We start from the raw sequence: 21,416 nt of genomic DNA, 5'->3' as shown, positions 1-21,416 counted from the left end.
TTTAACTTAAAAGGGCTGTTAAAGCCCTTTTTTGATCAAGTATTGATACGGTAGTTGCTCTGTTTGCTGCGCCACTAAGGTGTGGTCCATAAAGCGACAAAAGCTTGGGATATCTCGAGTCGTAGATGGGTCATCTGCGGTGATAAGCAAGGTTTCACCATCGTTCATCTTACGCACTGTACCACGAACCATCATAACGGGCTCAGGGCAGCGCAGACCCATAGCATCTAAAACGTGATCGGCATTATCGAAAGTCATAATGAAAGTTGCTTGCTTAGTAAAACGGCTATTTTACCCAAATTCAGAGTAAGAAAAAAGGCGGGAGCACAGTGTGCGTCCCGCCTTTTTGTCACCAAAAATGGTTTTTAAGGGCGCTCGAAAACCGTCGCGATACCTTGTCCTAAACCAATACACATAGTCGCTAGGCCGTATTTCGCGTCCTTTTCTTCCATGAGATTGATTAGGGTGGTGCTGATGCGTGAACCTGAGCAACCTAGTGGGTGACCGAGTGCGATTGCACCACCGTTTAAGTTCACTTTCTCGTCTACTTTATCAAGCAAGCCAAGATCTTTGAGTACTGGTAGCGACTGCGCTGCGAACGCTTCGTTCAGTTCAGCTACGTCGATGTCATCAATGGTGATACCGGCCATTTGTAGTGCTTTCTTACTCGCTGGTACAGGACCGTATCCCATAATTGAAGGATCGCAACCCGCTACAGCCATCGATTTAACGCGAGCGCGAATTGGTAATCCAAGTTCGTTGGCCTTGTCCTCGCTCATCACTAACATAGCTGATGCGCCGTCTGATAGTGCTGAAGAGGTACCGGCAGTCACACTACCAGAAGCAGGGTTGAACACAGGGCGAAGCTGTGACAAACCTTCTACAGTTGTTTCTGGGCGAATCACTTCATCATCTTCGACCAATGTGAGTGCACCGCTTTCGTCGTGGCCTTCCATCGGTAAGATTTCTTTCTTAAAGCGACCTTCAACGGTTGCCGCGTGAGCGCGTTGATGTGAACGGGCACCAAACTCATCTTGTTGTTGACGGCTAATACCATGCAGTGTTGCAAGGTATTCAGCAGTTAAGCCCATTACGCCAGCTGCTTGCGCTACCGAAGTAGCAAGACCTGGGTGGAAATCATTACCGTGCGTCATCGGCACGTGGCCCATGTGTTCTACACCACCGATGATGTAAGTATCACCTGCACCAGTCATGATTGCACGAGCGGCGTCATGAAGCGCTTGCATCGACGAGCCACACAGGCGGTTTACCGTCACTGCAGGCACTGTGTGTGGAATACCTGCAAGTAAGGCCGCGTTACGACCTACGTTAAAACCTTGTTCTAGTGTTTGCTGTACGCAGCCCCAATAAATATCATCAATCGATGCTGGGTCTACAGCAGGGTTACGATCAAGTAGGCCTTTCATCAAGTGTGCACTTAAATCTTCAGCACGTTTATGACGGAACACGCCGTTTTTAGAGCGGCCCATCGGTGTACGAATGCAATCTACAATAACAGCGTTTTTCATGATTATTGTCCCTCCACTTGATAGAACACTCGGCCTTGTTCAGCCCACTTGCGTGTCTCATCAGACACTTGGTAAATCGCGCCTAGATGCGCGTATTTATCAGCTGCAGCAACAAAGTTAGCTAAACCGATTTGGTCTAGATAACGGAATACACCACCTCTAAATGGAGGGAAGCCGATACCGTATACAAGTGCCATGTCAGCTTCTTGTGGTGATGCAACAATGTTCTCTTGTAGGCAAAGAAGTACTTCATTGATCATTGGCACCATACAGCGGTCAATGATCTCTTGTTTATCCAGCTCTTTTTCACCGTCGAACAATGGTGCCAGTAACTCAAGTGCCTGTGCATCTTGGTTCTTCTTCAAGCGGCCACGGCGATCTGGCGCATAGCTGTAAAAACCTTTACCGTTTTTCTGACCGTAACGCTCAGCGTTCGCCATGATGGTAACAGGGTCTTTCTCTTGGCGCGCCATACGTTCAGGGAAGCCATCAGCCATCACACCTGTGCAATGGAAAGCAGTATCAATACCCACAACATCGAGTAGGTAAGCTGGGCCCATAGGCCAGCCGAAGATGTTTTCCATGACTTTATCGATTTTGCTGAAGCTCACACCTTCGCTAACCATTTTGCTGAAGCCCGCGAAATAAGGGAATAGCACGCGGTTTACGAAGAACCCAGGACAATCGTTCACAACAATTGGTGACTTGCCAAGCTTTAATGCGTAGTCAACAACTGCATTCACGGTTGCTTCCGAAGTCTTTTCACCGCGGATGATTTCCACTAAAGGCATACGCGGAACAGGGTTAAAGAAGTGCATACCACAGAAGTTTTCTGGCTTCTCTAGAGCGGTTGCTAGCTCATCAATACGAATAGTTGAGGTATTTGAAGTAAGCACAGTGCCCGCTGGCATTGATTTTTCAAGGTCGCTTAATACCGCTTTTTTAATGTTTGGATTCTCGACGACTGCTTCAACGATAATATTTGCTGCGGCTATATCTGCATCGTTAAGTGTCGGTTTAATCTTGCCCAGAACGCCTACCATTTTATCCATGCTCATGTGGCCGCGTTGGACTTTTTTACCCAGCAACTTAGCCGCTTCACCCATGCCAAGGTCTAGTGCGCCTTGGTTGATGTCTTTCATGATAATAGGCGTGCCTTTATAGGCTGATTGGTAAGCTATACCGCCACCCATGATACCCGCACCTAGCACTGCGGCTTGTTTGATTTCGGTATCACTGTGTTTCGCAAGCTTCTTAGCTTTGCCTTTGATGTATTGGTCGCTTAAGAAAATACCCGTTAAGGCTGCAGCTTCTTTGGTTTTAGCTAGCTTAGCGAAGTTCGCATTTTCAAGTGCCATTGCCTCGTCACGGCTCATGTTTGCAGCTGCTTTGATGGTTTTAACGGCCATCACTGGAGCAGGGTAATGACCCTTGGTTTTGCCCATGACCAAACCTTCGGCCATAGCAAAGCTCATACCTTGCTCTACTTTATTCATTTTTAGTGGAGCTTGCTTTTGCGCTCGACGTTTTTGCCAATCGATTTTGCCAGCGATAACTTGCTCTAGCATACCGATACAGGCATCGAGTAGTTTGTCACCTGCAACAACCGCATCAACAGCACCGACTTTTAATGCATCATTAGCGCGGTTTTCTTGGCCTGTCGTGATCCACGTCATTGCGTTGTCAGCGCCGATTAAGCGAGGTAGGCGTACTGTGCCACCAAAGCCTGGCATGATACCCAGTTTAGTTTCTGGTAAGCCGATTTTTGCTGTCTCACTGGCAACACGAAAATCTGTTGCTAAAATCCATTCACAGCCACCGCCGAGAGCCATACCATTTACGGCACTCACAGTAGGGAAAGGTAAGTCTTCCAGTGCGTCAAAAACGTCAGTAGCATTTTTGATCCACCCGATTAATTCTTCTTCTGGACGCTGGAAAGTAGGTAAAAATTCGAAAATATCAGCGCCAACGATGAAGTGATCTTTATCACTTGTGAACACCATACCTTTGATGTCTTCACGTTGGGCTAATTCTTTAATTGCCTGGTGGCAATCAGTTAACGTCTGCTGAGATAGCTTGTTTACTGAACCTGGTACAGTGAACTTAAACTCAGCAATTTGGTCCTTTATAAAAGAGACTACAAAGGAATCGCTCTGAAATATCATGGGTATCTCCCTTTGTTTCACATGAAACTGGTACGATGAGTTGGTTGTCAGATCAGTGTCGCGCCTTTAAATGCAAATTGCAATGAAAATTTAAAGTTAAAATTTACATACGGTTAAACTCAATTTGGAAAAAGGATGCGATAAAAACACGTTTATACGCGGTTATTAAAGCTCAAAACATACTCATATATAGTACAGTTAGTAAGGAGTCACAGACTTATTTATGACAGTGCGCCTTTTTAGTCCTTGTTGGCTTTTTCACTGTTGATGTTTCACGAAATACAGTTAGGGATATCATGAAACGAATTCTTCATAGCTTGCTGGCCGTCTCCTTCTTGCATTTGCCTAATGCAGTGTTTGCTAGCAGTGACAATGATGCCTTTTTGGCTGCAGAAAAAGTGGCCCGTTCTGGGAATTACAGAGAATTTTCTAAACTTAATGGGCAGTTAGACCATCCTTTAAAGCCATATGTCGAATTGGCTTTTTATAAATATCACCCGCATATCAAATACCAAAAGGAAATTGAGCAATTTCTTCAAGTTTATCAACATACCCCCTTGGAGTGGCCTGTACGTAAAGCGTGGTTAAATTATTTAGCTGCGACAGGTCGTAAAGCGGAATATGTAGCCAACTATGTAGAGACAGAGAATACAGAACTGACCTGCCGATACTTGGATTATCAATGGCAACTTGGGGCACCTAAAAATGCCATATTGAAGCAGGTGGATGATATTTGGGTAGCCGGTAAATCACAGCCCAAAGAGTGTGATAATCTATTTTCTCACTGGCGCAAAGCGGGTAAGCAAACCCCCGAGCTTGTTTGGAAAAGACTAGGCTTGGCAGCGCAAGGGGGTCAACACCGCCTAGTTGGCTACTTAAAAACACAACTGCCAGCAAAGCAACGCTACTTAGCAGACTTGTACTCTGAAGTAAAAAGAGATCCTAGTGCAGCGGCAGGCTTATATCGCTTCAAAAATAAATCCCCCCAAGAGGCTGAAATAGCTCTATATGGCGTGAAGCGTTTAGTTTGGAAAGACCCTGATTTAGCGATTCGTGCCTGGGTGAAGTTGGTACGCATGTTCGACTTCTCTAGTGAACAGCAAAGCGAAGTTCATTATGCATTTGCTTACACGCTCGCCGTTAAACGCCATGATGAAGCGCGATTTTGGCTGAATAAAGTGTCTCACGACAAGCAAGATGCAAAGTTAGTCCAATGGCATCTCGCAAATATGCTTCGAGAGCAAGACTGGCCGGGTATTATTGCATTCTTCACCCCAAAAGATAAAAGCACTTTGAGCACAGGCCATCAGTACTGGTTAGCTTATAGCTATTACCGTCAGGGCAACATGCAGCTGGCCAATGATATTTGGTTAAAGTTAGCTCAAGAACGTGACTATTATGGTTTCTTGGCTGCTGCTAGATTGGACTTACCTATTAGCTTAAACAATCAAAAATTAACGTTGCCTCCTGGGCTTAAAGAAAAGGTAGAACAAGCGCCAGGGTTTAAACGAGCCCGAGCTTTTTACGAGCTCGAACGTACCACAAGTGCACGCAGAGAGTGGAATTATCTCGTCGATACATCCAGCAATGCAGAGAAGCTTGCTGCATCTGTGTTGGCGAACGAGCAGGGCTGGCATGACAACGCAATTTTTACTTTGGCACGTATGGAAGCGTGGGATTATGTTGATTTACGTTTCCCTGAAGCCTATTTGGATCTATTTGTGCGTTATAGCCGCCGCAATAAGGTTGATCTTGATTGGAGTATTGCCATAGCGCGAAGAGAAAGCTCATTTGCTTCTGATGCGAGGTCAAGCGCCAATGCTCGGGGGTTGATGCAACTGCTTCCGAGTACCGCCAAATACATTAATCGCAACTCTATTTCCTCGAATCGACTCTATGATCCGAGCACCAATATTAATTTAGGAACTAAGTATTTAAATTATTTGGAAGAAAAAAATCGTGGCAATCAAATATTGGCGACCGCTTCTTATAACGCTGGCTACCATAAAGTAAAAAAATGGATACCCGATGAGGCTATGCCCGCCGAGCTGTGGATTGAATTAATTCCTTACAAAGAAACCCGAAATTACGTGAAGAATGTCTTCGCATATCGTCAAGTTTACTTGGCGAAACAAGGCAAAGAGGAGAATATCCTTGCCACGATTTTGGATATGAGCATTGGCGGTTAGCCCCCCGAGTAAGGGCTATGTTAGACTGGTCAGAATAATAAATACCAAAGTGGGTGATACATGAATACATTAGCGGTTTTATACGCTGAACACATTGCGACCCTGCAAAAGCGCACTCGTGACATTATTGAACGTGAGAATTTAGACGGATTGGTTATTCATTCTGGCCAAGCAAAGCGTCAGTTTTTGGATGATATGTATTATCCATTTAAAGTGAACCCACAGTTCAAAGCATGGTTGCCAGTGATTGATAATCCGCACTGCTGGATTGTCGCCAATGGCACGGATAAGCCCAAACTGATTTTTTATCGTCCTGTTGATTTTTGGCACAAAGTGCCTGACGAGCCAAGTGAATATTGGGCTGACTACTTTGATATTGAGTTGTTGGTTAAGCCCGAGCAGGTTGAGAAATTATTACCTTATGACAAGGCGCGTTACGCTTATATCGGCGAATATTTAGAAGTAGCACAAGCGCTGGGTTTTGAATTGATGAATCCAGAGCCAGTCATGAACTACCTGCATTACCATCGAGCATATAAAACCCAATACGAACTAGCGTGCATGCGTGAAGCCAACAAATTGGCAGTGGCTGGGCATAAGGCCGCGCGTGATGCATTTTATGCGGGTAAGTCAGAATTCGAAATTCAGCATGCTTACTTATTGGCAACGCAACATAGTGAAAACGACACACCCTATGGCAATATCGTTGCGCTCAATGAAAATTGTGCGATTTTGCATTACACCCACTTTGACCAGCGTGCGCCTGAGCAACATCGCTCGTTCTTAATTGACGCGGGTGCAAACTTTAATGGCTATGCAGCAGACATTACGCGCACTTATGACTTTGCTCGCCAAGGCGAATTCGCCGAATTGGTTAACGTTATGAATGATCACCAAATTGCGCTGTGCAATTTATTGGCGCCAGGTAAACTTTACGGTGAACTGCATCTAGAATGTCATCAACGTGTTGCCCAAGTATTGAGTGATTTTAATATTGTTAAGTTGCCTGCGGATCAAATTATTGAAAAGGGCATTACGTCAACTTTCTTCCCGCATGGTCTTGGTCACCACATTGGATTGCAGGTGCATGATGTGGGCGGCTTTATGGCAGATGAGTCTGGTACGCATCAAGCGCCACCTGAAGGGCACCCGTTCTTACGTTGCACTCGTAAAATTGAAGCAAATCAAGTGTTCACAATAGAGCCTGGACTTTACTTTATTGATTCACTGCTTGGTGATTTGGCTGCAACAGACAATAAGCAATACCTCAATTGGGATAAAATTGCCGAATTGAAACCTTACGGTGGTATCCGTATTGAAGACAATATTATTGTTCATGCCGACAGTCTAGAAAATATGACCCGCGAGTTATCGCTAGGCTAACCTACTGTTTTTGGCGGAGCTTTTATGCTCCGTCTTTACCAATCAATGCATTATGTCTGAATACGCTTATCCTGCTCAATCCCTGAGCCATGAAGAAGAAATAAAAAAAAGTACTTTTATTGTGCATATTGCACACACCCCTGATGTCGACAGTGCAAAAGCGTTTATTGCCCACATCAATCAGCAATACCCAGACGCTCGACATAATTGTTGGGCCTATGTAGCTGGGGCGCCCGGAGGCAGTCATGTTTATGGCTTTTCTGATGATGGTGAACCAAATGGCACTGCGGGTAAGCCGATGTTAAATGTGCTGCAGGGCAGTGGGCTTGGCGAAATATGTGCTGTGACAACGCGCTATTTTGGCGGTATAAAGTTAGGCACAGGCGGCCTAGTTCGTGCCTATGGTGGCTCGCTCAATAATGCGCTGGCGCAGCTGCAAACATGTATCAAAGTACCGAGTGTGGAGTTAATGGGTGACAGTGACTATGCTCTACAAGGGCAAATAGAACAATGCCTTAACTCCAACTACCAAGTTTTAAAAATTGATAAAGAATATGGCGGTAATATTGCTTGGTGCATCGAGATTGATGAGCGCCAAGCGCAACAAGCAATAAAAGATATTTTTGATTTAAGCCATGGTACTGTTGAGTTAAAAATAAAACAGTAAGACAATAACATGCATATAAAAACTATGATGATGCGCTAAATGCAATACCGCACGATAATAAAGATACTCGGTCAACTTGTTGCCTTATTTAGTATCACTATGGTTCCACCGGCACTCGTCTCATTAATCTACAAAGACGGTGGTGGTTTACCCTTTATTCTTGCGTTTATATTTAGTGTTATCGCTGGTTTATTTGCATACTATCCTAACCGCCGTGAGCACGGGGACTTAAAAGCCCGTGAAGGCTTCTTAATCGTCGTATTGTTCTGGTTGGTACTGGGTGCGTTTGCATCCTTACCTCTTATTTTCTTGGATGCGCCGAAGTTATCGTTGGCAGATGCTGTTTTTGAAGCCTTTTCAGGCTTAACTACCACTGGCGCGACCGTGCTGACAGGGATCGAATACTTACCGAAGTCAGTATTGTTTTACCGCCAACAGCTACAGTGGCTTGGTGGTATGGGTATCATTGTACTTGCTGTTGCCGTCCTGCCCATGCTTGGTGTTGGTGGTATGCAGCTCTATCGTGCGGAAACTCCAGGCCCAGTTAAAGATTCAAAAATGACGCCCCGAATAGCCGATACAGCAAAGCATCTTTGGTATATCTATGTGTCGTTAACCTTAGCGTGTACTTTTGCGTATTGGATTGCAGGAATGAGTTGGTTTGATGCTATTTGTCATGCCTTCTCTACCATCGCTATTGGTGGCTTCTCCACTTACGATGCGTCGATGGGTTATTTCGACAGTCCGGTGATCAACATCATTTGCGTGGTCTTTCTTCTTATAGCGGCAGTTAACTTTTCGCTGCATTACGCTGCGGTGGCCTCACGTAGCCCGAAAATATATTTGCGAGATCCAGAATTTAAAGCGTTCTTACTCATTCAGGCGGCACTGGTTATTGTGTGTTTCGCTGTGCTGTCGTCCAACAACATCTACGCGAATGGCGACGAAACCCTAGACCAAGCTATGTTTCAAGCTGTGTCCATTAGTACGACCGCTGGCTTCGCGACTGATAACTTCTCAGCGTGGCCATTATTCCTGCCTATATTGCTTATCTTCTCAAGCTTTATTGGTGGTTGTGCGGGGTCAACAGGGGGCGGCATGAAGGTAGTGAGGGTGTTTTTACTCTATCTTCAGGGGATTCGTGAGCTCAACCGTTTAGTACACCCGCGCGCAATTTACTCAATTAAGTTGGGCAGAAAAGCATTGCCAGATAAAGTCGTTGAGGCAGTTTGGGGGTTCTTCTCTGCGTATGCTCTTGTATTCGTGATTATTATGATCAGCCTCATGGGCACCGGTCTTGATAATATCACTGCGTTTTCTGCGACCGCAGCATGCTTAAATAACCTAGGTCCAGGCTTAGGAGAAGTCGCTGCTCATTACGGCGATATTAGCGATACCGCTAAATGGATTCTCACATTGGCCATGGTGTTTGGCCGACTCGAGATCTTCACATTACTCGTGCTCTTCACCCCAACATTCTGGCGTGGGTAAGGCACGGTCGCTTATGCGACTAAGAGTGACTTAACCTCACTGTTAGAGTGTCGAACGCGAGGGCGTGGATGCCCGAGCCGGGCTCAAACGTCAGGAAGACTTGTTATCACTAACATCCACTTCGCGTACTACAGAGCTCACTCTTAGAGTGTCGAACTGCTCGTTAAACCTAGGCCCGTGTTTGCAAAATAAATACACTTCAATACACCATGAAAGGATTTCATAGGCTCCTTGTGCCGTTTGTTGCCAAAAAGCAACAGATCAACAAATAACCGGCCTTTTCGCCGAGATAATGCCCCATTAAATTCTAATGTTTTTAATAATGCATTGATTTTAAATGGTTTAATAATTTTTTTTATTTCTCATTGTTGCTCAATATCGGCGGGTGTTCAGTTACTTGTCAGTTACTGACCTAGTTACTCACTTTTGGTTAGTCAGAAACAGCAATCCGCACTCACATAATCACTTGTTTTTTAGTGACTTTTTAATCTTTTCATGGGTTGTGTTGCCAAACAGCAACAAAAATTCCAGGTGAAAATTCAAAATTTGACCGAATTTCAATATAACACATTGTTTTTTATGGTTTTTAAAAATTTGGCACTGCTTTTGTAATAGTGACTGTGACTTAAATATGTGAGGCGAAATGATTCGTCACGAGTTCACACTCATTATTAGGAAGGTAAAAACTATGAAACGTATCACTTCAACTTTAGCTCTTATCACTCTTGCAGCATCAAGCGCAGCATTTGCTGCTGATTTCAGCGCACTAGACGCAGATGGCAACGGTGCAATCTCGATTGAAGAAGCGGCAGCTGACATGACAATCGCAGAGCAGTTCGAACAATTAGACACTGACGGTAACGGTGAGCTTTCACAAGCTGAATTCGAGAAAGCTGAGTAACTATTAGTCCATCCATTGTTAACGAGGAGACTGTTATGAAAAAGGTCAATCACGTAATTACATTTGTCGCATTAACAAGTGCTACAGCGGCATTCGCCTTAGACGCTACTTTTGAGAGTGTCGATTTAGACAGCAATAACAGCATCAGCATGGAAGAGGCGTCAAAGCTTCCAGAGCTTATGAGCCAGTTTAAAGAGCTTGATGTAAACACTGACGGTGAACTTTCTCGCGACGAATTCGCGGCGGCTGAATAAGGAGATGGTAATGAGCAAAACGGCAAAAGCAATTGCATTAGTGGGTCTAGTAAGCGCGTCTTCAGCATTCGCTATGGATTTAGAATTCAATACAGTGGACGTAGACAGTGACGGTGCTATCAGCATGGAAGAAGCTGCAAAATACCCAGAATTGATGCAGCAATTTAAAGACCTAGACACTAACAAAGATGGCGAACTAAGCGAAGAAGAGTTCGCTGGCGCTCAATAATCTTAAAAACCTATTTTTGGAGAACATTATGAAAACAACGAACACTTTATTAGCGATGGCAATCCTTGCTTCTTCTTCAGCAGCTTTTGCAACAGAGGCAACGACTTTTGAAACTTTAGACGTTGATGGCAACGGTAGCATCAGTAAAGAAGAAGCAACAGCACAAGCGTCAGTGCTAACTAAATTTGATGAGCTTGATGTTGACGGCAATGGTGAGCTATCAAAAGAAGAGTTTGCTCACGCTGAATAAGAACCAGACCCATCAGAGCAACGAAAGCAGTTCTTAGTTAATTACTAAGACTGCTTTTTTTATGCTGTTTCCGATGAGTTTTTTTACAGGAACATCGCGCTAACTTGGAACAATTTCTCGACAACATGAATATGTTTCTTGTCGATAAGGAACATGATCACATGGTCGCCACTTTGAATAACCGTATCATCATGAGCAATTAATACGTCGTCATTGCGGACTATCGCACCAATTGTTGCGCCTGGCGGTAGTTTGATGTCCGAAATTGCTCGTCCGACAACTTTTGAGGTGTTTTCATCACCATGTGCAACGGCTTCAATGGCTTCAGCTGCACCTTTACGAAGCGAGTAAACGTTAACAATATCTCCGCGGCGAACGTGGGTCAAAAGCGCCGAAATAGTTGCTTGTTGCGGCGAAATAGCGATGTCTATCTCACCACCTTGCACTAAGTCTACATAGGCCCCACGCTGGATTAGTACCATTGTTTTTTGTGCGCCCATGCGTTTAGCTAACATGGCCGACATGATGTTTGCTTCATCATCATTCGTTACGGCAATGAACACGTCCACTTGCTCAATATGCTCTTCAGACAGCAGCTCTTGGTCAGAAGCATCACCACAGAACACCACGGTGTCATCAAGCATCTCGGAAAGCTGCTCTGCGCGACTCGGGTTGCGTTCCAGGAGTTTTACGCTGTGGTTTTTCTCCAAAGAACGGGCCAAACCTGCTCCAATGTTACCCCCACCGGCAATCATGATCTTCTTGTAAGAGCGCTCGAGTTTTTGCAGTTCGCTCATCACCGCGCGAATATGCTTTGTTGCTGCGATGAAAAACACTTCATCATCCGCTTCTATCACTGTTGTGCCAAGAGGTTTGATCGCTTTACCTTGGCGGTAAATCGCAGCCACTCGAGTCTCAACATTAGGAATGTGCTCTTTGAGCGCAGACAATGCATAACCCACCAGCATCCCACCGTAGTAGGCCTTTACTGCCACGAGCGACAATTTGCCATCAGCGAACTGTAAAACTTGTAGTGCACCCGGATAATCAATGAGGCGGCGAATATATTTAGTAACCAAAGCCTCAGGAGCGATGTAGTGATCCACTGGTAAGTCGTCATTGTGGAATAACTGTTGGCGGTATCTTAAGTACTGCTCTGAGCGAATTCGGGCGATTTTGGTTGGTGTATTGAAAATACTGTAAGCAACTTGGCACGCGACCATGTTGACTTCGTCGGAGCTGGTTACTGCGATGATCATATCAGCATCTTCGGCGCCAGCCTTGCGCAATACGTCGGGGTGGGCACTGTGGCCGTTAACCCCTTGCAAGTCATACTTGTCTTGCAGTTCCCTTAAGCGATCACCGTCGATATCGACCACGGTGATCTCATTTTGCTCGCCAACTAAGTTTTCTGCCAGCGTGCCGCCCACTTGGCCTGCACCTAAGATGATAATTTTCATGGCAATATCACTGTTTTATTATTTTTGCGTAGTAAAAGCCGTCGGTTAACCCTGGAAGCATTTGCCAGCCTGGTTGCTCTGTTGTGTCAGCATCGTGCAAAGGTACGTGTACTGCGTCAGTGTGGTTTGCAAGAAAAGACCTAATTTGATCCTGATTTTCTTCACTAAGCACTGAGCATGTTGCGTACAACAATACACCTCCTGACTTTACCAATGGCCAAATAGCTTCAAGTATTTGTGCTTGTAGCTTGGCTAATTCGTCAATATCTGATGCACGACGTAACCACTTTATATCAGGGTGACGACGTATAACACCAGTAGCAGAGCACGGAACATCAAGAAGTACACGATCAAATAGTTCGCCGTTGTGCCACGTTTGTGTGTCCTGTGCCTGTGCACAGATGAGTTCCGCATCTAAGTTAATACGGTTCAAGTTGTCACGCACGCGCTCTAAACGTTGTGCATCGGCATCTAAAGCGACAACGTTGGCATCCGCTAATTCTAGGATATGACACGTTTTTCCACCCGGCGCTGCGCAGGCATCCAAAATTCGCTCACCGTCCTTTGGAGCCAAAAGCCTAGCCGCTTGCTGTGCTGCTGCATCTTGTACTGAGCATGCACCATTTTCAAAATCTGGTAGGGCAAATACGTCCATTGCTTTGGTTAAACGGATTGCATCTAAAAATTGCGCTTCGAGAACAAACTCAATATCTTTTTTACTGAGTTTTTCAGCGTAGGTTTCACGGTCATTGAGTCGATTATTGGCACGCAACCACATGGGCGCTTGCTGCTGATTGTTCTCAATAATAGTCTGCCATTGCTCGGGATAATCGCGTTGGAGCTTTTTAATAAACCAACCTGGGTGGTTATATTTGCATGCGTCAATTTCATTCGCTTGCTTTTCGAGCTCATCTTGCTGGCGTTGGAAGTTACGTAAAACAGCGTTGACTAAGCCTTTTAAGCCTGGCGCACGCATCGATTTCAATGCGTTAACAGTTTCTGCTACTGCGGCGTGCTCAGGTACGCGCATGTGTTGTAGCTGGTATAAACCAACGTACAACAGGAATTGATAGACGCGACTTTTACCTTTAAGAGGTTGTTCTAGTAACTGCTGACAGTAAAACTCCAAGCTCGGTAAATAACGCAATACGCCGAAGCACATTTGCTGCATTAACGCTTTATCTTGGGGGCTTAAGTCACGGCTATAGCGCGGCAGTGCCACTGAAAGCGAAATGCCTTTATCGACTACTTGAAACAAGGTGTGCGCCGCTTGGGCGCGCACATTACTCATCGTTGGTGCCTTCGACAGGCACTAAAGATGAACCAACTTCGACCCAGGACGCACGGCCATTGAGAAAATCTTGGCACGACATCGGCTTTTTGCCTTGGGGCTGCAGTTGGGTGATACAAAGCGCATCACGCGCGCAAGCAATGACGATGCCGTTTTTATCTGCTCGCAATATTGTGCCTGGCACACCACTTTCAGCAACAATTTTTGCTTGCCACACTTTGACGGTGTTGCCAGCCATTTCCGTGTAGCTTACTGGCCAAGGATTGAATGCACGAACATTGCGCTCAAGTTGCACTGCATCAAGTTGCCAATCTAACAAAGCTTCTTGTTTGGACAGCTTCTTCGCATAGTTAGCTAATTCGTCGTCTTGCTTTTGCGCTTGAATGCTTGTGATGCTTGCCAGTGTTTCGATAAGCGCTTGAGGCCCAAGCTCAGCGAGCTTCGCGTACAATGAGGCAGATGTCTCATCGCTCGCAATAGGGCAGCGACTAATTGACAGCATATCGCCAGTGTCGAGCCCTTCATCCATTTGCATAATAGTCACACCCGTTTCTTCATCCCCCGCCCAAATTGCACGTTGAATCGGCGCTGCGCCACGCCATCGAGGCAGTATTGAACCGTGAACATTGATACAACCTAGCTTGGGTGTGTCTAAAACGCTTTTAGGTAGCAGCAAGCCATACGCAACCACTACCATGATGTCTGCGTTTAGAGACGCCAGCTCTTGTTGCGCGTCTTCACTTTTCAAGCTTTCTGGTTGGAAAACCGGTAAGCCGTGCTCAAGAGCGAGCTCTTTTACCTCACTGGCTTTGAGTTTTTTCCACGCCCAGCAGGGCGATCTGGTTGGCTATATACACCAACAATTTCATGTTCTGAGTCAATTAAGGCCTGTAAGTGGCGTGCAGCAAAATCCGGAGTACCGGCAAATACGATGCGAAGGGGGTGTGTCACGGTCATTCCTTTTAAGCTTTGGCTGCTAGTCGAGCTTCTTTCTCAAGCTTCTTACGAATGCGCTGGCGTTTTAAAGGCGACAAGTAATCGATGAACAGCGTGCCTTTAAGGTGATCTAATTCGTGCTGAATACAAATAGCAAGTAGGCCATCTGCATCCAAAGAGAATTCTTCGCCGTTTTCGTTTAGCGCTTTTACCGTCACTGTCTCCGCTCGATCCACCTTGGCGTATGAGTGGGGAACAGATAGACAGCCTTCCTCGCTAACCGTGGAGCCATCTTTATGTGTTATTTCAGGGTTTATTAGGATGATTGGTTTATTGCGATCTTCTGATACGTCAATAACCACGATGCGTTGATGAATATCAACTTGGGTCGCAGCTAAGCCAATGCCATTTTCGTCGTACATGGTTTCTAACATGTTTTTCGTGATTTCTTTCACGCTGTCATCAACTTGTTCAACAGGCTCTGCTATTGTGCGTAAACGTTCGTCTGGGAACCTAAGTACTTCTAAAAGTGCCATAATTGCCTTATTAAAAATTGTGCTAAATATCAGGTATTGTGTTATGTTTTTATTTTAGCCATTCGTGTGCACCTTTAACAGGTTATTGGGTAATAATTATAATAAAACAAGCTTTAGGAAGCTCATTACAATGATTAAACAGCTATCAGCTGCCGTATTTGCTCTTGCGGTTGCTTTTCCATCATTAGCAGATGTCTTAGCCGTCAAAGAAGACGCTCCGGAACAGTATGTGGTGAAAAAGGGAGATACACTTTGGGATATCTCTGCTATCTATTTGGATAAGCCTTGGCTGTGGCCAGAGCTTTGGCAAATGAACCCGCAAGTCGACAACCCACACCTTATCTACCCGGGTGATACGCTTTACCTTGTGTACGATGCACAGGGCAGACCGCGTCTTGTAGGTAAACGTCCTGATAACTATCAAAAATTATCTCCTCATGGTCGTAAAACGCTCAAACGTGATGCCGTTCCAACTATCTCACTCGAGCTTTTGCGTCCGTTTTTAACGTACGAGCAAGCGTTAAGTGAAGACGAAATTAATGCGCAACCCTATGTGTTAGGTGCGGATGAGAACGTCAAACGTTCTACTCAGGACCATATTTTATACGTTAAAGGAAACTTAGAGCGCAATCGTAGTTACGCGATATATCACAAAAACAGACCGTACATCGACCCTGAAACGAAAGAAGTATTGGGATATGAAGTGAAGCTGGTTGCGACTGCCAAAGCATTTAGAAGCGGAGACATTGACTCTGGTGTGCCTTCATCCGTCTTTGTTGACGGTGTTAAGCGTGAAATCAATGCTGGTGACTTCCTTATGCCTGTGAGCCAAGGACAAAGTCTACCTGCAAGCTTCACCATGAAACGCCCTGAGTCAGAAGTAGAAGGCGAAATCATCGCTTCTTCTAATGAGATGCGTGAGTTCAGTAAAATGGACATAGTGGTTGTAAACCGCGGATTAGTTGATGAACTTAAAGCTGGTCATATGTTCGATATACGCCGTGAGTCACCAACAGTTGTTGATGGCCGTAATGGACCACAATACAAGGAAGATTCAAGCACATACGAAAAATTTATGTCAAACATGGAAGAAACACTAGGTATGGAAGATGACGCTGAGAATCGTACTTGGCACATGCCAAAGGAAAAAGTCGGCGAACTTATGATTCTGAAAGTCGAAGATCGAGTGAGTTATGCAATTATTACGAAGACAATGCAGCCCATTCGTGTTGGCGATGTAGTAAGCGTTGAGTAAAGCAACGCTTATCACCTAAAGATTTTGGGTTGTGCTCAAGGAGGGAGCATGACGCAGAGGTATCCAGTTCCATCGGCCTCTTCTGAGGCCGATTTACATTATGCAGACATGTGCTTACTTGCGCTGTCTGAAGTGAGAGGTCTCGGCCTCAAGTCCGCAAACAAGCTTCTAAAGCGCTTTTCTATTGCTGAGCTATTTTGTAATGATGCTCAACATCTCAGAGATATTGGATTAGCCACTGATACCATCGAAAAGTTGATTTCAATTTCATTAGATAAAGTGAAGCAACGCCTTTGTCGATATCGAGATTCGGGTATCAATATCATCAGTATGGCTAGTCCATTTTACCCCAGTTTACTGTGTGAATTACCTGACCCACCCCTGCTGCTGTTTTGTCGCGGGGACGTAACTTTGTTAGAGCAACAGCAGGTGGCGATTGTGGGGAGTCGAGGCGCATCAGTAGGGGGTAAACAACAGGCTTTTAGGCTTGCCTCCGAGTTATGCTCTTCTGGGTTGGTAATCACATCAGGGTTGGCAGTAGGAATTGATACTCAGGCCCATTTAGGGGCTCTATCACAATCAGGTGCAACCATTGCGGTGTTGGGTACTGGCGTTGATATCTGTTATCCAAAAAGAAACCAGAGTGTGTGGGAGCGAATCGTTGAGCAAGGATTGTTGGTCAGTGAATTTATGCCATCTACCGCAGCCAAAGCACAAAACTTCCCACGTAGAAATCGCATCATTGCTGGCTTGAGCTTGGCAACTGTCGTTGTTGAAGCGGAGCAAAAGAGTGGTTCCTTGATCACTGCTGAATTGGCAATGGATTACAACAGAGAAGTCATGGCGGTGCCTGGGGCGGTGAATAACCCTTACACCCGTGGATGTCATGCTTTAATCAAGCAAGGAGCTGCTTTGGTAGAAAATAGTGAAGATGTTCTCAATGAATTAGGTTGTTCAGTGCAAAAGGGTCTATATATTAATAAACAAGCTGAACAAAAAGAGGGTGACAAACCATTACTTCGCCATATTGGTTTTGAGCCGACCAGCATCGATGACATTGCTATCAGCTCAAACATTCCAATCGCGCAATTATTAACGCTATTAATAGACTTAGAACTCGAGGGCTTAATTATGAGTACTTCGGGCGGGTATACGAAAATAGGGGGCGGGTGACATGTTTGATATCCTAATGTATTTGTTCGAAAACTATATCCACAGTGAAAGTGAGATATTCGTTGAAGAGAATGCTCTTACAGATGAGCTACTAAAAGCGGGTTTTAATAGCCCCGAAATATACAAAGCATTGGATTGGTTGGAGCAGCTCGCTCAACTTCAATACAGTGACGAAAGTCCCTACCTGCATACATCGCCGACAACGGCCTGTCGCATATACACTGACGAAGAAAACATTAAATTGGACGTACAATGCCAAGGATTCTTGCTGTTCTTGGAACAAGTGGGCGTAGTCGATGCGACCACCCGAGAAATGGTGATTGATAGAGCAATGGCGCTTGATCACATTCAAATAGCGCTGGATGATCTTAAATGGGTAGTGTTGATGGTACTACTGAGTGTACCCGGAAAAGAGCATGCCTACGCGCAAATGGAAGATCTCATCTTTGACGATCCAAACCCAACATTGCATTAAGCTTGATCTTCGCTGCGCTGTCAGTATATTGGCCCACATTGGCCAATAGGTTGTCCTAAAAGGTATCCCATCAGGGGGCGCGCATGACGAAAATAGACCATTCATTATTTAATGCTGATAAGCATGCTTTAGAAAAAGAGTATGAGGTGTGCCCCGAATGTGGCAGTGAACTGGTCATGCGTCATTCAAAGTCGGGCGCGTTCTTGGGTTGCGCAAGCTATCCAACATGTCACTTTATTCGTCCTCTGCATCAGCATGATACCAGCACAATCAAAGTCTTGGATGATAACCCTTGTCCTCAATGCCAAGCCCCATTAGCTGTTAAAAACGGTCGTTTTGGTATGTTCATTGGTTGTACAAACTTCCCTGAGTGCCACTACATTGCCGACCAACGTGAGCAAGAAGAGAATGAAGTCACCTTGCCGACATGTCCGAAGTGCAACAAAGGCACCTTAACGCAGCGCAGTAGTAAGTATGGTAAAGCATTCTATTCGTGCGACGCTTACCCTAAATGCAAATACAGTATTAATTATCCGCCTGTTGCAGTAACTTGCGAGCAGTGCCAATGGCCGGTGATGATGAAGCGCAACTTTGCCGAAGGACCTATGTTACAATGTCCGCAAAAGACCTGTGGGCACAAGCAGCCCGATAATTTGGAGACCTCAGAGTGAGCGACTCAGTGCAAGAAAAAACCGCGCTAAGCAGTTTACAGCAAGGCGACGTAATTCTTTATCCAACCGAAGCTGTGTATGGCTTGGGATGTGATCCAATGAATCAAGCAGCAGTTGAAGCGCTGTTAGCCATTAAGCAACGCCCTATTGAAAAAGGCCTGATTCTTATCGCAGATAACTATGGTCAGTTACTACCGTATGTTGCCGATCACAAAATCCCGATGGATAAGCGTGCAGATATCTTCTCTCAATGGCCTGGTGGCGTAACATGGGTGATGCCCGCAGCTGCTACTACACCAAAATGGTTAACAGGTGCGTTCGATTCAATCGCTGTACGTGTGACTGCCCATCCAACGGTGAAACGTCTATGCCAAGAATTTGGTGGCCCTATTGTCTCAACGAGTGCGAACTTGAGTGGTCAAGACCCAGTAACAAGTATTGCCCAAGGGCAAGAAGTGTTTGGTGAGCAAATTGGATTTTATGTCGACGAGCCACTGGGTGGTGCGCAGCAACCAAGCATTATCAAAGATGCAATGACAGGCCAAATTCTAAGAGGATAACCATGCATTCTGAGTTACTGACTCAAGTCAAAGCATACTTAATGGCGCTACAAGATAAAATTTGCGCTGAGTTAGAAAAAGCAGATGGTGGTGCCAAATTTGTTGAAGATGCGTGGCAGCGTGAAGAAGGCGGCGGTGGTCGTACGCGAGTGATACGTGATGGCAATGTGATTGAACAAGGCGGTGTGAACTATTCTCATGTCTTTGGTACATCCATGCCGGCGTCTGCTACTGCGCATCGTCCAGAGCTCGCAGGGCGTAGTTTTCATGCTTGCGGCGTGTCTTTAGTAATCCACCCTAAAAACCCTCATATCCCTACAAGTCACGCTAATGTACGTTTCTTCATCGCTGAAAAAGAGGGAGAAGAGCCTATTTGGTGGTTTGGTGGCGGTTTCGATTTGACGCCGTTCTACCCTCAGCGTGAAGATGTGGAACATTGGCATCAGGTTGCACATGATCTTTGCGAGCCTTTTGGTGATGATGTGTATCCAAAATATAAAAAGTGGTGCGATGAATATTTCTACCTAAAACACCGGGGTGAAACGCGTGGGGTAGGAGGCTTATTCTTTGACGATCTTAACGAATGGGGTTTTGAGCGCAGTTTTGCGTTTATGCAAGCGGTAGGCAATGGTTACCTTGATGCATATTTACCTATCATCACGAAACGCAAAGATACACCTTATGGTGACGAACAACGCCAATTCCAGCTTTATCGACGTGGTCGCTACGTTGAATTCAATTTAGTATGGGATAGAGGAACCTTATTCGGTTTGCAAACAGGTGGGCGGACTGAGTCTATATTGATGTCGATGCCACCATTAGCGCGTTGGGAGTATGACTTCAACCCAGAGCCTAATTCGCCAGAAGCTGAGCTTTATACGCACTATCTAAAGCCTCAACAGTGGCTATCTTAAATTGATTAAAAAACGCGGCAACTAGCCGCGTTTTTTAATCATCCGAATTAATCATGTGTGTTGCTAACTGGGTCAGTGATTGCCTTAAACCCTCGCGTAATACGGGATTGTCTACTTCGATATCCAATGCTTTATTCATGCAATACATCCACTGGTCTCGCAAAGCAGGTGTGACTGCAAAAGGCATATGGCGTTTTCGAAGCATTGGGTGGCCATACTTTTCTACGAACAAGTCAGGTCCACCTAACCAGCCGGATAGAAACTCAAAGAATACTTGCCTGATTCTATCTAATGGTTGTGGGTGCATATCATATAAGGGTTTAGCGTATTCATCACTGGCCATAATGTCATAGAATCTATTTGCAAGTGCGCGAGCACCTTTTTCGCCGCCCATTATTTCGTAAGGAGTGCGATCCGTTGTCGGGTGTTCACCCTCAGCGGGCTGAGAAATTTTTGCATCTTTATTAAAGATGCGTTTTAGTAACTGCTTCATGACGTGCCTAAGTAAAGGAAAGAACAATGGATAGATACGCGGTGTTTGGCAACCCCATTGCGCACTCAAAATCACCATTGATTCACCAAGCGTTTGCAATGCAACTTGGTGAGCAAATTGAATATGAGCGCATTTTAGCACCGCTAGATGGCTTTGTTGACAGTGTTAAGTCATTTTTTGAGCAAGGCGGCTGTGGTGCAAATGTCACACTGCCATTTAAAGAGCAAGCCTTTGCAATGGCGAACACACTAAGTGAAAGAGCTTGCTTAGCAGGCGCGGTGAACACCTTAGTTATGCTCGAAGATGGAACATTATTGGGCGATAACACCGATGGCATTGGTTTGGTTACTGATTTGCAGCGGATATATGGCAGCATTGCCGGAAAACGAGTCTTGCTCATTGGCGCTGGTGGCGCGGCAAAAGGCGCAGCGCTTCCTTTACTAGAAGCAGGTATTGCACATCTGCATGTTGTAAATAGAACTGCTGAAAAAGCACAGCAATTAGTCGCCAATATTCGCCAGTATCAAAATGTGACTTATGCGGGTTTGGAAGCCAAAAAGGAACAAACATGGGATATTGTCATAAATTCAACAT

Annotated in this window: 22 protein-coding genes and 1 pseudogene (1 of these 23 cut by a window edge); 15 read left to right on the top strand and 8 right to left on the bottom strand. The window is 45.3% G+C overall.

Annotated elements, in window-relative coordinates:
• Nucleotides 1–18 precede the first annotated feature (18 nt).
• The 3 genes from tusA to fadB all read right to left on the bottom strand — a co-directional run bounded on the left by tusA (nt 19) and on the right by fadB (nt 3,694).
• Nucleotides 19–258 carry a sulfurtransferase TusA gene (gene tusA, locus ACH19P_RS01790; protein ID WP_462156818.1) on the bottom strand — a complete coding sequence of 80 codons (240 nt, stop codon included), beginning with the start codon at nt 256–258 and terminating at the stop codon, nt 19–21.
• 107 nt (nt 259–365) lie between these two features.
• On the bottom strand, nt 366–1,529 hold the full coding sequence (gene fadA, locus ACH19P_RS01785) for an acetyl-CoA C-acyltransferase FadA (protein ID WP_462156817.1): 1,164 nt from the start codon (nt 1,527–1,529) through the stop codon (nt 366–368).
• 2 nt (nt 1,530–1,531) lie between these two features.
• Nucleotides 1,532–3,694: a fatty acid oxidation complex subunit alpha FadB gene (gene fadB / locus ACH19P_RS01780; protein WP_462156816.1), complete on the bottom strand. Its 2,163-nt coding sequence runs from the start codon at nt 3,692–3,694 to the stop codon at nt 1,532–1,534.
• Nucleotides 3,695–3,990: 296 nt separating this feature from the next.
• On the opposite strand from fadB, the gene ACH19P_RS01775 reads away from it, so the two are divergent.
• The 8 genes from ACH19P_RS01775 to ACH19P_RS01740 all read left to right on the top strand — a co-directional run bounded on the left by ACH19P_RS01775 (nt 3,991) and on the right by ACH19P_RS01740 (nt 11,058).
• On the top strand, nt 3,991–5,883 hold the full coding sequence (locus ACH19P_RS01775) for a transglycosylase SLT domain-containing protein (RefSeq protein ID WP_462156815.1): 1,893 nt from the start codon (nt 3,991–3,993) through the stop codon (nt 5,881–5,883).
• A 60-nt stretch (nt 5,884–5,943) separates the two neighbouring features.
• Nucleotides 5,944–7,266 carry a Xaa-Pro dipeptidase gene (pepQ, locus tag ACH19P_RS01770; protein ID WP_462156814.1) on the top strand — a complete coding sequence of 441 codons (1,323 nt, stop codon included), beginning with the start codon at nt 5,944–5,946 and terminating at the stop codon, nt 7,264–7,266.
• Nucleotides 7,267–7,318: 52 nt separating this feature from the next.
• Nucleotides 7,319–7,933 carry a YigZ family protein gene (locus ACH19P_RS01765; protein ID WP_462156813.1) on the top strand — a complete coding sequence of 205 codons (615 nt, stop codon included), beginning with the start codon at nt 7,319–7,321 and terminating at the stop codon, nt 7,931–7,933.
• A 39-nt stretch (nt 7,934–7,972) separates the two neighbouring features.
• A complete protein-coding gene (locus ACH19P_RS01760) occupies nt 7,973–9,424 on the top strand; it encodes a TrkH family potassium uptake protein (RefSeq protein WP_462156812.1) in 1,452 nt (483 codons plus the stop codon).
• A 688-nt stretch (nt 9,425–10,112) separates the two neighbouring features.
• On the top strand, nt 10,113–10,325 hold the full coding sequence (locus tag ACH19P_RS01755) for a calmodulin (RefSeq protein ID WP_462156811.1): 213 nt from the start codon (nt 10,113–10,115) through the stop codon (nt 10,323–10,325).
• A gap of 35 nt (nt 10,326–10,360) precedes the next feature.
• Nucleotides 10,361–10,579, top strand: coding sequence for an EF-hand domain-containing protein (locus tag ACH19P_RS01750; RefSeq protein WP_462156810.1), 219 nt, complete (start codon nt 10,361–10,363; stop codon nt 10,577–10,579).
• A gap of 10 nt (nt 10,580–10,589) precedes the next feature.
• On the top strand, nt 10,590–10,808 hold the full coding sequence (locus tag ACH19P_RS01745) for an EF-hand domain-containing protein (RefSeq protein WP_462156809.1): 219 nt from the start codon (nt 10,590–10,592) through the stop codon (nt 10,806–10,808).
• Between the two features lie 28 nt (nt 10,809–10,836).
• Nucleotides 10,837–11,058 (top strand): EF-hand domain-containing protein, encoded by a 222-nt coding sequence (locus ACH19P_RS01740; protein ID WP_462156808.1) that lies wholly within the window; start codon nt 10,837–10,839, stop codon nt 11,056–11,058.
• Between the two features lie 83 nt (nt 11,059–11,141).
• Here ACH19P_RS01740 and trkA read toward each other — a convergent pair whose 3' ends face one another.
• The 4 genes and pseudogenes from trkA to def all read right to left on the bottom strand — a co-directional run bounded on the left by trkA (nt 11,142) and on the right by def (nt 15,281).
• Nucleotides 11,142–12,518 carry a Trk system potassium transporter TrkA gene (trkA, locus tag ACH19P_RS01735; protein ID WP_462156807.1) on the bottom strand — a complete coding sequence of 459 codons (1,377 nt, stop codon included), beginning with the start codon at nt 12,516–12,518 and terminating at the stop codon, nt 11,142–11,144.
• Nucleotides 12,519–12,525: 7 nt separating this feature from the next.
• A complete protein-coding gene (gene rsmB, locus ACH19P_RS01730; protein ID WP_462156806.1) occupies nt 12,526–13,809 on the bottom strand; it encodes a 16S rRNA (cytosine(967)-C(5))-methyltransferase RsmB in 1,284 nt (427 codons plus the stop codon).
• Nucleotides 13,802–14,760, bottom strand: a pseudogene (gene fmt / locus ACH19P_RS01725) (methionyl-tRNA formyltransferase). The gene rsmB and the pseudogene fmt overlap by 8 nt, the downstream one beginning before the upstream one ends.
• 11 nt (nt 14,761–14,771) lie before the next feature.
• Nucleotides 14,772–15,281 (bottom strand): peptide deformylase, encoded by a 510-nt coding sequence (gene def / locus ACH19P_RS01720; protein WP_462156805.1) that lies wholly within the window; start codon nt 15,279–15,281, stop codon nt 14,772–14,774.
• A gap of 130 nt (nt 15,282–15,411) precedes the next feature.
• Between def and ACH19P_RS01715 the strand changes: the two genes are divergently transcribed.
• The 6 genes from ACH19P_RS01715 (at nt 15,412) to hemF (ending at nt 20,329) form a co-directional block, all read left to right on the top strand.
• Nucleotides 15,412–16,536: a LysM peptidoglycan-binding domain-containing protein gene (locus ACH19P_RS01715; RefSeq protein ID WP_462156804.1), complete on the top strand. Its 1,125-nt coding sequence runs from the start codon at nt 15,412–15,414 to the stop codon at nt 16,534–16,536.
• A gap of 48 nt (nt 16,537–16,584) precedes the next feature.
• The gene (dprA, locus tag ACH19P_RS01710) at nt 16,585–17,709 is read left to right on the top strand and encodes a DNA-processing protein DprA (protein ID WP_462156803.1); all 1,125 of its coding nucleotides are present in this window, start codon (nt 16,585–16,587) and stop codon (nt 17,707–17,709) included.
• Nucleotide 17,710: 1 nt separating this feature from the next.
• Complete coding sequence (locus ACH19P_RS01705) at nt 17,711–18,184, top strand: DUF494 family protein (RefSeq protein WP_462156802.1); 474 nt, start codon at nt 17,711–17,713, stop codon at nt 18,182–18,184.
• A gap of 83 nt (nt 18,185–18,267) precedes the next feature.
• Nucleotides 18,268–18,855: a DNA topoisomerase family protein gene (locus tag ACH19P_RS01700; RefSeq protein ID WP_462156800.1), complete on the top strand. Its 588-nt coding sequence runs from the start codon at nt 18,268–18,270 to the stop codon at nt 18,853–18,855.
• Complete coding sequence (tsaC, locus tag ACH19P_RS01695; RefSeq protein WP_462156799.1) at nt 18,852–19,415, top strand: L-threonylcarbamoyladenylate synthase type 1 TsaC; 564 nt, start codon at nt 18,852–18,854, stop codon at nt 19,413–19,415. Before ACH19P_RS01700 ends, tsaC begins: the two co-directional genes overlap by 4 nt.
• 2 nt (nt 19,416–19,417) lie before the next feature.
• Nucleotides 19,418–20,329, top strand: coding sequence for an oxygen-dependent coproporphyrinogen oxidase (hemF, locus tag ACH19P_RS01690; protein WP_462156798.1), 912 nt, complete (start codon nt 19,418–19,420; stop codon nt 20,327–20,329).
• Between the two features lie 34 nt (nt 20,330–20,363).
• Here the strand turns inward: hemF and ACH19P_RS01685 are convergent, their stop codons facing one another.
• Complete coding sequence (locus ACH19P_RS01685) at nt 20,364–20,822, bottom strand: group II truncated hemoglobin (protein ID WP_462156797.1); 459 nt, start codon at nt 20,820–20,822, stop codon at nt 20,364–20,366.
• Between the two features lie 26 nt (nt 20,823–20,848).
• Between ACH19P_RS01685 and aroE the strand changes: the two genes are divergently transcribed.
• On the top strand, nt 20,849–21,416 hold the 5' portion of the coding sequence (gene aroE / locus ACH19P_RS01680) for a shikimate dehydrogenase (protein ID WP_462156796.1). It continues 257 nt past the right edge of the window; only the first 568 of its 825 coding nucleotides appear in the window; it begins with the start codon at nt 20,849–20,851; its stop codon lies beyond the right edge, outside the window.

The sequence above is a fragment of the Pseudoalteromonas sp. GB56 genome (assembly GCF_054923835.1).
The sequence above is the reverse complement of the archived record's forward strand: the minus strand, read 5'-3'. Positions and strand labels throughout refer to the sequence as shown.

What these genes read in the sequence shown, in the direction of transcription:
- tusA (WP_462156818.1), bottom strand. Translation starts at nt 258, where the DNA reads ATGACTTTCGATAATGCCGATCACGTTTTAGATGCTATGGGTCTGCGC.
- fadA (WP_462156817.1), bottom strand. Translation starts at nt 1,529, where the DNA reads ATGAAAAACGCTGTTATTGTAGATTGCATTCGTACACCGATGGGCCGC.
- fadB (WP_462156816.1), bottom strand. Translation starts at nt 3,694, where the DNA reads ATGATATTTCAGAGCGATTCCTTTGTAGTCTCTTTTATAAAGGACCAA.
- ACH19P_RS01775 (WP_462156815.1), top strand. Translation starts at nt 3,991, where the DNA reads ATGAAACGAATTCTTCATAGCTTGCTGGCCGTCTCCTTCTTGCATTTG.
- pepQ (WP_462156814.1), top strand. Translation starts at nt 5,944, where the DNA reads ATGAATACATTAGCGGTTTTATACGCTGAACACATTGCGACCCTGCAA.
- ACH19P_RS01765 (WP_462156813.1), top strand. Translation starts at nt 7,319, where the DNA reads ATGTCTGAATACGCTTATCCTGCTCAATCCCTGAGCCATGAAGAAGAA.
- ACH19P_RS01760 (WP_462156812.1), top strand. Translation starts at nt 7,973, where the DNA reads ATGCAATACCGCACGATAATAAAGATACTCGGTCAACTTGTTGCCTTA.
- ACH19P_RS01755 (WP_462156811.1), top strand. Translation starts at nt 10,113, where the DNA reads ATGAAACGTATCACTTCAACTTTAGCTCTTATCACTCTTGCAGCATCA.
- ACH19P_RS01750 (WP_462156810.1), top strand. Translation starts at nt 10,361, where the DNA reads ATGAAAAAGGTCAATCACGTAATTACATTTGTCGCATTAACAAGTGCT.
- ACH19P_RS01745 (WP_462156809.1), top strand. Translation starts at nt 10,590, where the DNA reads ATGAGCAAAACGGCAAAAGCAATTGCATTAGTGGGTCTAGTAAGCGCG.
- ACH19P_RS01740 (WP_462156808.1), top strand. Translation starts at nt 10,837, where the DNA reads ATGAAAACAACGAACACTTTATTAGCGATGGCAATCCTTGCTTCTTCT.
- trkA (WP_462156807.1), bottom strand. Translation starts at nt 12,518, where the DNA reads ATGAAAATTATCATCTTAGGTGCAGGCCAAGTGGGCGGCACGCTGGCA.
- rsmB (WP_462156806.1), bottom strand. Translation starts at nt 13,809, where the DNA reads ATGAGTAATGTGCGCGCCCAAGCGGCGCACACCTTGTTTCAAGTAGTC.
- def (WP_462156805.1), bottom strand. Translation starts at nt 15,281, where the DNA reads ATGGCACTTTTAGAAGTACTTAGGTTCCCAGACGAACGTTTACGCACA.
- ACH19P_RS01715 (WP_462156804.1), top strand. Translation starts at nt 15,412, where the DNA reads ATGATTAAACAGCTATCAGCTGCCGTATTTGCTCTTGCGGTTGCTTTT.
- dprA (WP_462156803.1), top strand. Translation starts at nt 16,585, where the DNA reads ATGACGCAGAGGTATCCAGTTCCATCGGCCTCTTCTGAGGCCGATTTA.
- ACH19P_RS01705 (WP_462156802.1), top strand. Translation starts at nt 17,711, where the DNA reads ATGTTTGATATCCTAATGTATTTGTTCGAAAACTATATCCACAGTGAA.
- ACH19P_RS01700 (WP_462156800.1), top strand. Translation starts at nt 18,268, where the DNA reads ATGACGAAAATAGACCATTCATTATTTAATGCTGATAAGCATGCTTTA.
- hemF (WP_462156798.1), top strand. Translation starts at nt 19,418, where the DNA reads ATGCATTCTGAGTTACTGACTCAAGTCAAAGCATACTTAATGGCGCTA.
- ACH19P_RS01685 (WP_462156797.1), bottom strand. Translation starts at nt 20,822, where the DNA reads ATGAAGCAGTTACTAAAACGCATCTTTAATAAAGATGCAAAAATTTCT.